This window comes from Micromonospora acroterricola (assembly GCF_003172955.1).
Taxonomy (GTDB): domain Bacteria; phylum Actinomycetota; class Actinomycetes; order Mycobacteriales; family Micromonosporaceae; genus Micromonospora; species Micromonospora acroterricola.
Genome location: NZ_QGKR01000335.1, coordinates 1 through 10,025, shown reverse-complemented (window position 1 = coordinate 10,025; position 10,025 = coordinate 1). Strand labels below are relative to the sequence as shown.

Here is a 10,025-nt window from a genome sequence, read left to right as displayed (position 1 = left end):
GAGACAGGTCATGCCGCGGGCGTGGACGGGGTACGCCCGCGGCATGACCGTCCTGGCCCGGCGTCGGCCCGCCGCCCGACCCCGGCCCGCGCGGCCCGGCCCGTTGCGGCCGGGTGGCCCGGTGCCGCGACCCGTCGTTCGCCCGGGTGCGGCATGAGCGCCCCCGCGACCCGGTTCCCGTTCCGTTTCGACCCGGTGTTCCGCCCGGCACTGGCGCTGCTGGGCGTACGGCCGGCGACGGCCTGGGTCGCCGTGACCGACCGGAGTGTGCTGATCCGGTACGGCCCGTGGCGGCTGCACACCGACCGGGCCAACGTGACCGGCGTCGAGGTGAGCGGCCCGTACCGCTGGTGGAGGGCGATCGGCCCGCACCTGTCGCTGGCCGACGGCGGCGTGAGTTTCGGCAGCACCACGGCCGGTGGGCTCTGCCTGCGCTTCGGCGTACCGGTGCCGGCGCTGGCGCCCGGGAGGCGGCCCCGGCACCCGGCGGCCACGGTGACCGTCGTCGATCCACCCGCCCTGGCCCGGCTGCTCGCCGGCACGGACGTGCCCTGAGCGGGCGACCCGCCTGCCCCGTTCCGCCGGCCGGGGCGCGGGGCACCGCCTACCGTCGGATCAGGACCTGCGAGGGTGGGACGGGCGATGGCTGACGAGCACCGGGGGAAACCGCGACGCGGGAGCGGACGCCGCCACCCGCACACCGGCCCGGACCCCGCGCTGCGCGCCGCCCGCGATCCGGCCCGCCCGCACACGGGTGGCCGGCAGGGTGTGGTGATGCCCGAGCGGGTCGCCAGCCCGGTCCCCCCGGCGGCGCCGGCCAGTTCGCTGCGGCGGTGGCTCTTCGAGCACCGGGTGCAGCCGCCCGGCCCGGAGGCGACCGAGGGGCAGAGCCGGGCGCACGCGTGGTGGCAGGTGATGTGCCTGACCGGCGTGGACTACTTCTCCACCCTGTCGTACCTGCCGGGCATCGCGGCGGTGGCCGCCGGGGCGCTCTCCCCGCTGGCGACCCTGCTGATCGTCGCGCTCACCCTGTTCGGGATGCTGCCGATGTACCGGCGGGTCGCCCAGGAGAGCCCGCACGGGCAGGGCTCGGTGGCGATGCTGGAGCGGCTGCTGCCGTTCTGGCGGGGCAAGATCTTCGTGCTCGTGCTGCTCGGCTTCGTGGCCACCTCCTGGATCATCACGATCACGCTCTCCTCGGCCGACGCCACCGTGCACCTGCTGGAGAACCCGTACCTGCCGGAGGGTCTGCACGGCCGGTACGTCCCGGTGGTGGTGACCGTGGCGCTGCTGCTCATCCTCGGCGGGGTGTTCCTGCTCGGCTTCCGTGAGGCCGTGGTGGTGGCCATCCCGCTGGTCGCGGTGTTCCTGCTGCTCAACGCGGTGATCGTGGTGGTCGCGGTGACCCGGATCGTGACCGACCCGGGCATCGTGTCGGACTGGACCGCCGCGCTGACGACGCAGGGCGGTGGGCCGGGCCAGGTGCTCGTCACCGCCGTGCTGGCCTTCCCGCTGCTGGTGCTGGGCCTGTCCGGGTTCGAGACCGGGGTCAGCATGATGCCGCTGGTGGCGGCCCGCGGGCACGACGCGCAGGCCCGGCTGGCCGCCCGGGTCCGCAACACCCGCCGGCTGCTCACCACCGCCGCTCTGATCATGTCGGTGTACCTGATCTCGACCACCTTCGTGACCACGGCGCTCATCCCGGCCGAGGAGTTCCGGCCCGGCGGAGCCGCCAACGGCCGCGCGCTGGCCTTCCTGGCGCACACCCACCTGGGTGAGCTGTTCGGCACGGTGTACGACGTGAGCAGTGTGCTCATCCTGTGGTTCGCCGGCGCCTCGGCGATGGCCGGCCTGATCAACATCGTGCCCCGCTACCTGCCCTCGTACGGCATGGCGCCGGAGTGGGGGCGGGCGGTGCGCCCGGTGGTGATCGTCTACACCCTGGTCAGCATCGCCATCACGATCGCCTTCCGAGCCGACGTCAACGCCCAGGCCGGGGCGTACGCCACGGGCATCCTGGCGATGATGGTCTCGGGCGCGGTGGCGGTGACCATCTCGGCGGCGCGCCGCCACCGGCGCGTCGCGGCCGTCGGGTTCACCGTGCTGACGCTGGTGCTGCTGTACGCGCTGCTGGAGAACGTCATCGAGCAGCCGGACGGGATCACCATCTCCGCGTTGTTCGTCCTGGGCATCATCATGGTCTCGCTGATCTCCCGGGTCACCCGGACGACCGAGCTGCGCGCCGAGCGGATCGAGTTCGACGAGCCGGCCCGCCGGTTCATCGCCGAGTCGCTGGCGCACGACGGGCAGCTGCACCTGATCGCGAACAAGCGGCAGAGCGGCTCGGTGAAGGAGTACACCGTCAAGGAACGGGCGCAGCGCGGGATGAACCCGGTGCCCGGCGCCGCCGACGTGCTGTTCCTGGAGATCGACGTGGTCGATCCGTCGGAGTTCAGCCAGGTGTTGCGGGTGCACGGGGTGGAGGTGGGCGGCTTCCGGGTGCTGCGGGCCAGCAGCCCGGCCGCGCCCAACGCGATCGCCGCGATCCTGCTCGCGCTGCGCGACGCCACCCGCGTACGGCCGCACGCGCACTTCGAGTGGTCGGAGGGGAGCCCGATCGCGCACCTGCTGCGGTACCTGATCCTCGGTCGTGGGGACACCCCGCCGGTGGTGCGGGAGATCATCCGCCGTACCGAGCCGGACCCGCTGCGCCGGCCCGGCATCCACGTCGGCGGGTGACCGGGGCGCGATCCCGGCGGGCCGCCCGGCGTGTTTGAAGATGAATGGCAGCAACCTTCACGTTCACACCTACCTGTCCGTATTGCGGCTTTATCGTGACTTTTGGCGGTCGGCGGCACGTCGATCCCCCGGCGCCCGGTTGGCGCGCCGTCACGTTCAGGCAGGCAGGAAGGCAGGCCCTTTGATGTCCACGTACCGAGGAGGAGATCGCCCGGCACGACCGCGACGGCGTTCCCGATGGTTCTTAGCCGGCGGGTTTCTCGCTGGGAGCCTGGTGGTGGGGGCGGCCGGCGTGGCCGGTGTCGCCGCCGCCGCCGACCGCGACATCGCCCTCCCGGGGCTGGGCCGGCTGAGCGCCGCGACCTGGGACGACGACCGGCATGTCGACGACCAGAGCGGGTCCGAGCGCCGCGGCGACGGCGGGCAGCGGGCTGTTCCCGAGACCGCGGGCACCGGCAAGCGGGATGTGGTGTCGGTGCCCTGCGACGCGGCGAAGCTGGTGGCCGCGCTGGTGACCGCCAACGCCGAGGGCGGCGCGGAACTGCGGCTCGCCCCGAAGTGCCGCTACACCCTCACCGAGGCGTTCCACGAGACCGACCAGTACGACGGCGGCATCCGCGACGCGCGGGAGGCGGCGGACGCCGCGGAGACCCCCGGGGACGCCGAGGCGCCGCCGCACAACCCGGCCGACGACACCGCCGGCCTGCCGGTGATCTACCAGCCCGTCACCATCGACGGGGCCGGCGCCACCATCGCTCGCGACGCCCAGGCCGCCCCGTTCCGCTTCTTCACCGTCCGTGACGGTGGTGAGCTGACCCTGCGCGACGTGGAGCTGCACAACGGGCGCTCGGCCATCGAGGGTGGCAGCGTGCACGTGGTGCACGGCGCGACCGCGGTGGTGGAGCGGGTCACCGTCACGCAGAGCACGTCCCTGTCCCCCGAGGGTGGCGGCGGTGGGATCTTCAACGACGGCAACATGGTGGTCACCGACTCCACCTTCATCGGCAACAGCGCCTCGGGCGCCGCGGGCAAGGGCGGGGGCCTGCTCAACGGCGGGGTGCTGACGCTGAAGCGCTCCGAGTTCCGCGGCAACTCAGCCAACGGCTACGGCGGCGGGCTCGGCAACTACCGGGGCGCGGCCGAGGTGGAGAGCACCACGTTCGCGCAGAACAGCGCCGCGCAGGGCGGCGGGCTGGCCAGCTTCTCGGCCCGGACCAAGGTGTACGACACCGAGCTGCTGCACAACACCGCGCAGATCGGCGGCGGCGCGGCGAACTCCGACGCGGTGCTGGTGATGCGCAAGATGACCATCCGCGGTAACACCTCCACCGTCAACGGTGGCGGCATCTCGACCGTGCAGGGCCTGCTGCCGCTCGACGACAGCGTGGTCGACGGCAACACCACCCACGGGATCGGCGCCGGCATCTACGCCGCCAAGTCGAACCTGCTGGTGCGTGGCAGCGACGTGACCGGCAACGAGGCGGTCGGCGCGACGTCCAAGGGCGGCGGCGTCTACGCCACCCAGGGCTCGGTGGCGATCTACACCAGCAAGGTCACCCGGAACGCGGCCACGGTGAAGCCGGGCGGCATTTTCGGGGAGCACGCCCAGGTCAAGATCGACGACGAGAGCGTGGTCGTCGAGAACGAGCCGACCAACTGCGAGGGCAGCGCCGTGCCGATCGCGCACTGCTTCCGCTGAGCGGCGACCCGCGCACCCATCCCGAGCGCGGCCGGCCGCCCGGACGATCGTGACGATCGTCCGGGCGGCCGGTGTCGTCGAGAGCGCCGGTGGCTCAGCTCAGTCCGCGCGCAGCCGGCCGGCCAGTTCCCCGGCGAAGAAGTCGAGGAAGCCGTCCGGGTCGGGGCCGGCGTTCTGCAGCACGATGTGGTCGAAGCCCGCCTCGACGTACGAGCGGACCTTGGCGACGTGCGGCTCGGCGTCGGGGCCGACGGCGAAGAGCTGGCGGATGTGCTTCTCCTCCACGTGCGAGCTGGCCGCGTCGAAGTTGACCGGGTTGGGCAGCTCGCTCATCACCTTCCAGCCGGTGACCATCCACCGGCTGGTCTGCAACACCGCCTGCACCGCCTGCTGCTCGTCGGTGGCCCAGGCCAACGGCACTTCCGCGTAGCGCGGGCCAGCCCCGCCGGCGCGCCGGTAGTGTTCGACGATCGACGCGTCCGGCTCGGTGGCGAACAGTCCGTCGCCCAGCTCGGCGGCGAGCCGGGCCGACGCCTCGCCGCTGGCCGCCACGGCGATCACCGGCGGCGAGTCCGGCAGGTCGAAGACCTGGGCGTCCTCCAGTTGCAGGTGTCGGCCCTCGTACGACTGGTAGCCGCCCTGCCACAGCAGCCGGATGATCTCCAAAGCCTCGCGCAGCCGCTCGTGCCGGCCCCGTACGCTCGGGAAGCCCTGCCCGACCACGTGCTCGTTGAGCCGTTCGCCGGCGCCCACGCCGAGGGTGAACCGCCCGTCGGAGATCAGCGCCATCGTCGCCGCGGCCTGCGCGATGATCGCCGGGTGGTAGCGCACGGTCGGGCAGGTGACGCCGGTGGCCAGGCGCAGGGTGCTGGTCCGCGCCGCGATCGCGCCGAGCACGCTCCAGGTGAACGAGGAGTGGCCCTGGGCGTCGAGCCAGGGGTGGTAGTGGTCGCTCATCTCGACGAAGTCGAAGCCGACCTGCTCGGCCCGGACGGCCTGCCGGATGATCTCCTGTGGCCCGTATCCCTCCGAGGCCAGCTTGTAGCCGATCTGCATGCCACGCTCCCGATTCCGTCCGGCGTCTGACGCCGGTCGGTTCCCGACCTCCGGGCCGGCAAACGCGGCCGCGACCGGCTAACCAGCCTCCTAGGATGCATTACGCGTTGTGCGGTGCTCCACCGCGTCCGCCACGACCGGCGGGGGAGGAGCAGCTGGACCGATGGGAGGCTCGGCGCCCCCAGCTGGGCCCGGACAGCGAAAGGCCCGCGCCCGGTCCGGGCGCGGGCCTGACGTCGGCGTCCTACTTGGACGGCTCGGGCAGCTCGCAGTCGACCTTCGGGTTGGCGCCGATGTAGTTCAGGGGCCCGGCCACGATGGTGACCAGGATCGTGCCGGCTTCGGCGCAGTTGGTGTCGTCGTTGCCGTAGTAGCCACGCTGGCCGGCGGCGATCGCGCCGATCACCAGCCAGATCACGACGATGACTCCGAGTATCGAGGTGCCGCGCATCGCTGCCTCCTGGGGGAATGTGGTGGATCGAGGTGCAGGCGATGTACCCAATCGGGTCGAGCGGCTAACTGCTGCCCGCGGTGCCCGCGGATCGTCCGTCCGGCCGACGCCACCCACCATCGGTACGGCCCGGGCATCGGCCGCCCGCACCGGGTCGGGCGTGTCCGCTATCGGATCGACGACCAACCCGGCCGCCGTCCGGGTCGCCGGACGTAGAACTGCCTCACGGCCCCCGCCGAGGAGGACTCCATGGACGCCCCGACACCGCCCCTGTACATCGACCGCCCGGACGACATCGCGACCGCGGCTCGCGCGCTCGCCGGCGGCGCGGTCGTCGCGGCGGCCTTCGCCAACTTCTACGTCATCGTCACCCGCCCGGACGCGGCCACCGTGGCCCGCGTCAACCTGGCCAAGGGCCGGCCGATCCACCAGGTCGGCAGCATCACCACCGCGGTCGGCCGGATCCCGGCCATGTTCGACTGGTCCCGGATCTCGCCGCGGTTGCCGGTCGGCCGGGTCCGGGCGCTGATGGACGCGCTCTACGGCGCCGGGCCGTTCGGCTTCCGGGGCCCGGCGGCGGACCCGCTGCCCGAGCACCTCACCCAGGTCGACAGGGGGCTGCGCACCACCCAGGTGATCGCGCCCGGTCTGACCTGCCCGTCCAACGCGTTCTTCGAGCGGGCGCTCGCGGAGACCGGGTCGGACCACCTCTACATCACCTCGGCGAACCGGTCCCGACACCTCACCGGCGCCGCCGAGGAGCCCGCGCACTGGAAGATCGGCGGTCTCACCGCCGACTTCGCCCACCTCGACGACCTGGTGGTGCTCGCACACCGGGACGAGGCGGCGGCCCGCGCCGCCTACCCGGGGTACCTCACGACCTCGGTCACCCTGCTCTCCTTCCACGCACCCGTTGGCGAGCTGGAGGAGCCGCCGGTGCTCACCGTCGACCGACACGGCTCGCTGCACCTGGACGAGGTACGCCGGGCCGCCGCGCCGCTCGGCCTCCAGGTGCGCCTCGGCTGCTCCGCCGGGCAGCGGCTGCGGGTTCGGGGGTACGCCGGGGCGCTGGTGTGAGCGACTACCGGATCGGCCTGGTGGTGCCCAGCTCGAACACCACCATGGAGACGGAGATCCCGGCGATGCTGCGCCGGCGCGAGACCGTCGACCCGACGGTGCGCCGCCGAGCGCGCCGACGCCCGCTGCGACGTGCTCGCGTACGCCTGGCTGGTGGCCGTGGTGTGCGAGGGCGCAGGCGCGCACGAGCGGGCCGAACGGCGGCTGGGCCGCGCGGCCCGCCGCGCCGGGCACGGCATGCCGGTGGTGACCAGTGCGGGCGCGCTGGGCGCCCGCCGGGTCGCGCTGATCGCGGTCGGCGGCTTCAGTGTGGCGGGGCGGGAGCTTCCGGGGGCTTGCCGCGGCTGCGCCGGAAGTCCGCGTAGGCGACGCCGGCAAGCACCAGCATCGCCCCGAGGGACGAGAAGACCGGCGGCAGGTACAGCGCCGCCGGCGCGATGGTCAGCAGCGCCAGCAGTCCGCCGGGGCGGGACAGCGACACCCGGCTGAACACCTCGTACTCAAAGGCGGCCCGCCCGGCCAGGAACAGCGCCGGGCCGCCGAGGATCACCGCCAGCCAGGCCGGCGGCGTCCACCCCTTCGGCTCGTGCAGCACCAGGTGGAACCCGGACGCCGTGGTGACCACCCCCGCGACCATCAGCAGGTGGGTGTACGGGGCGGTGAACAGGAACTTGCTCGGCTCCTTGGCCGCCTGGATGGCCAACGGCAGCAGCTCGCCGGACTTGTGCACGTAGATCCGCCAGAGCAGCAGGGTGGTCAGGAACGCCACCGCGAAGGCCACGATGTTCTCCGCCTCGGAGTGCGCCAGGCTGAACATGGTGCCGATGGTCAGGATGGCGTCGCCGAGGGCGATGATGAAAAACTGCTGGTAGCGCTCGGAGAGATGCTCGGCGGTCACATTGCGCTGCTTCTCCGGCACCACCCCGAGGCCGGGCACCGGGTACGCGAGCCGGAAACCGCTGTAGTCGATGGCGAGCGCGAGGGTCCAGCACAGGATCCGGGCGTTGTCGCTGACATACGCGCCGACGATCCAGGGGATCGCCGACACGGCGAACCAGACGAAGATCCGCGCGGCCCGACGCTGGGTCTGCGTCTCGTGCCGCACGATGGGCATCAGGAACAGCCCACGGCCGAGGTGGATCGCCACGTAGGTGGCGGCGAAGACGAGCCCCCGGGCGCCGAACGCCTCCGGGATCGCGGTGGTCATCAGCAGGGCGCCGAACATCACCGCGGTGATCAGCAACTTGATCTCGTTGCGTTCCGGGTCGTACATGTCGGTGACCAGGGTGGTGATCGCCCACGTCCACCAGACGGCGGCCAGCAGGATCAGCGCCTCCGCGGCCCGCTGCCAGTCGAGGCCGACCACCATGCTCCGGGAGATCAGCGCCAGCGCAACCACGTACACGAGGTCGAAGAAGAGCTCGAGCAGTGTCACCCGGCGGGGGGCCTCCGGGTCGCGCACCGGGGGGCGGGATCCGGGCCCCGGCGCGGCGAAGTGCACGGGCTGCTCCTGCGGTGCCGGGTTGAGGCGGCGGACCGTCCGGTCCACCTCGATCGACGGTAGCGAGAAAGCCGACGGCGCTACGGCGGATTCGTGGGGTTGTCCCCTGGTGGGGTCCGTGATCGACTCGGTTTCCCGGAAGGCGGGGCCGCCTGGTGCGCGGATGGCCCGGTTGCCGGGAAGCCGAGTCCGATCACCGCGCGGTGGTGGCCTTCTCCGCGGACGTTCCGCCGAACGGCCGAGCCCCCGGCGGGACCGTCGCGTGGACGGTCCCGCCGGGGGCTCGAAGCCGTACGTCAGGCCTGGCTGCCGCCCGGCAGCACGGCGGCCACCTCGTCGCCGGCGCCGGCCAGCACCCGGGCCTGCTGGGGCCAGCTCGCCAGCCCCGGGGCCGCGCGCAGGCCGGCGGCGCGGATCAGGTCGCGGAGCGCGGCCTCGTCCAGCTCGCCGAGCTGGCCGTACGTGCGTACACCGGCGGCCTGCAACGCGGCCGCCATCTTCGGCCCGACACCCTGGATCCGGCGGAAGTCGTCGGCCGGGCCCTGCGAGCCGGTGTCCGTACCGTTCAACGTGGTGTCGGCGGCCGGGCGGACCGGCGGAGTGGCGGTCGGCCGGACCGGCGGGGTGGCCCGCACCGGCTCCGCGGCCTCGCCGTTCGCCGCCGCACCGGTCACCGGCGCCGCGTCGGCTTCCGTGGCCTCGACCGGCGTCGCCTCTGCTCGCGCGGCGTCACCATCCGTGGTCCCGGCCGGCGTGGTGTCGACCGGCGTGGTGGTGTCGGCGGGCCGGACCTCGGCCGCCGCGGTCTCGACCGGCGTCGCCTCCGCTCGCGCGGCGTCGGCTTCCGTGCTCTCGACCGGCGTCGTGTCGGCCGGCGGAACCTCGATCGCGGAGGATTCGGTCGGTGCGATGTCGGCGTGCGGGGCGTCGGTGGACGTGAGGTCGTCCGCCGGCCGGCGGGGGGCGATCACCGGAGCGGACCGCTCGTCGACCGCGGCGGGCTCCCGCTCGGGCTGCGCGGCGGGCTCGGGCCGGAGGTCGGCGTCGTCGGGGCCGGCCGGCGGGGCGTCGGTCAACGCCATGTCGGCCGGGTCGACGGCGCTCGGGGCGTCCGCCGGAGCGGAACCGTCCGGAGTGGTCACCGCGGCCGGTGCGCTCACCGTGTCCACCGGGGTCGGCTCGTCGGCGACCGCGGCGGGCGCCGAGTCGACGGTGGCCGCCGGTCGGGCCTCGTCCGTGGTGGCCGCCGGCGTCGGCGTGGCGACCACGGCCAGGCCGGCGACGGGGTCACCCTCCACGACCGACGGACCCTGCCCGCTGACCCGTGCGCCCTGTCGGCCGCGCAGCAACCACCCGGCGGCCAGGCCCAGCAGCAGTGCCAGTACCACTATCAGCGAGTGTCCGATAGACCACTCCACGGCGAACCTCCCTCTCACCTCGTCGGAAAAGTCACGAGAAAAACTCGCCGCAGCTTTGCACATGCGCGTTGGCGACGACAGGGA

Annotated in this window: 7 protein-coding genes and 1 pseudogene; 4 read left to right on the top strand and 4 right to left on the bottom strand. The window is 73.3% G+C overall.

Annotated elements, in window-relative coordinates; genetic code table 11:
* Nucleotides 1-153: 153 nt before the first annotated feature.
* The 3 genes from DKT68_RS28440 to DKT68_RS28430 all read left to right on the top strand — a co-directional run bounded on the left by DKT68_RS28440 (nt 154) and on the right by DKT68_RS28430 (nt 4,438).
* Nucleotides 154-555, top strand: a complete 402-nt coding sequence (locus DKT68_RS28440; protein WP_109820456.1) for a hypothetical protein — start codon at nt 154-156, stop codon at nt 553-555.
* A gap of 219 nt (nt 556-774) precedes the next feature.
* Nucleotides 775-2,739 (top strand): APC family permease, encoded by a 1,965-nt coding sequence (locus tag DKT68_RS28435; RefSeq protein ID WP_109820458.1) that lies wholly within the window; start codon nt 775-777, stop codon nt 2,737-2,739.
* A 184-nt stretch (nt 2,740-2,923) separates the two neighbouring features.
* Nucleotides 2,924-4,438: a right-handed parallel beta-helix repeat-containing protein gene (locus DKT68_RS28430; protein ID WP_109820455.1), complete on the top strand. Its 1,515-nt coding sequence runs from the start codon at nt 2,924-2,926 to the stop codon at nt 4,436-4,438.
* 99 nt (nt 4,439-4,537) lie between these two features.
* On the opposite strand, the gene DKT68_RS28425 is transcribed toward DKT68_RS28430, so the two are convergent.
* Both DKT68_RS28425 and DKT68_RS28420 read right to left on the bottom strand, forming a co-directional pair.
* A complete protein-coding gene (locus DKT68_RS28425; protein WP_109820454.1) occupies nt 4,538-5,494 on the bottom strand; it encodes a TIGR03557 family F420-dependent LLM class oxidoreductase in 957 nt (318 codons plus the stop codon).
* Between the two features lie 244 nt (nt 5,495-5,738).
* Nucleotides 5,739-5,945, bottom strand: coding sequence for a hypothetical protein (locus tag DKT68_RS28420; protein WP_074310398.1), 207 nt, complete (start codon nt 5,943-5,945; stop codon nt 5,739-5,741).
* A gap of 249 nt (nt 5,946-6,194) precedes the next feature.
* Here DKT68_RS28420 and DKT68_RS28415 point away from each other — a divergent pair, with 249 nt between their 5' ends.
* Nucleotides 6,195-7,022: a hypothetical protein gene (locus tag DKT68_RS28415; RefSeq protein WP_109820453.1), complete on the top strand. Its 828-nt coding sequence runs from the start codon at nt 6,195-6,197 to the stop codon at nt 7,020-7,022.
* A gap of 304 nt (nt 7,023-7,326) precedes the next feature.
* On the opposite strand, the gene DKT68_RS28405 is transcribed toward DKT68_RS28415, so the two are convergent.
* A complete protein-coding gene (locus tag DKT68_RS28405; RefSeq protein WP_236647110.1) occupies nt 7,327-8,571 on the bottom strand; it encodes a low temperature requirement protein A in 1,245 nt (414 codons plus the stop codon).
* A gap of 248 nt (nt 8,572-8,819) precedes the next feature.
* Nucleotides 8,820-9,059 (bottom strand): annotated as a pseudogene (locus tag DKT68_RS32770) (helix-hairpin-helix domain-containing protein); the annotation flags it as partial.
* Nucleotides 9,060-10,025: the final 966 nt, after the last annotated feature.

Bases quoted from the DNA above. Each gene is read 5' to 3' on its own strand.
- DKT68_RS28435 (WP_109820458.1), top strand. From the start codon at position 775: ATGCCCGAGCGGGTCGCCAGCCCGGTCCCCCCGGCGGCGCCGGCCAGT.
- DKT68_RS28430 (WP_109820455.1), top strand. From the start codon at position 2,924: ATGTCCACGTACCGAGGAGGAGATCGCCCGGCACGACCGCGACGGCGT.
- DKT68_RS28420 (WP_074310398.1), bottom strand. From the start codon at position 5,945: ATGCGCGGCACCTCGATACTCGGAGTCATCGTCGTGATCTGGCTGGTG.
- DKT68_RS28440 (WP_109820456.1), top strand. From the start codon at position 154: ATGAGCGCCCCCGCGACCCGGTTCCCGTTCCGTTTCGACCCGGTGTTC.
- DKT68_RS28415 (WP_109820453.1), top strand. From the start codon at position 6,195: ATGGACGCCCCGACACCGCCCCTGTACATCGACCGCCCGGACGACATC.
- DKT68_RS28425 (WP_109820454.1), bottom strand. From the start codon at position 5,494: ATGCAGATCGGCTACAAGCTGGCCTCGGAGGGATACGGGCCACAGGAG.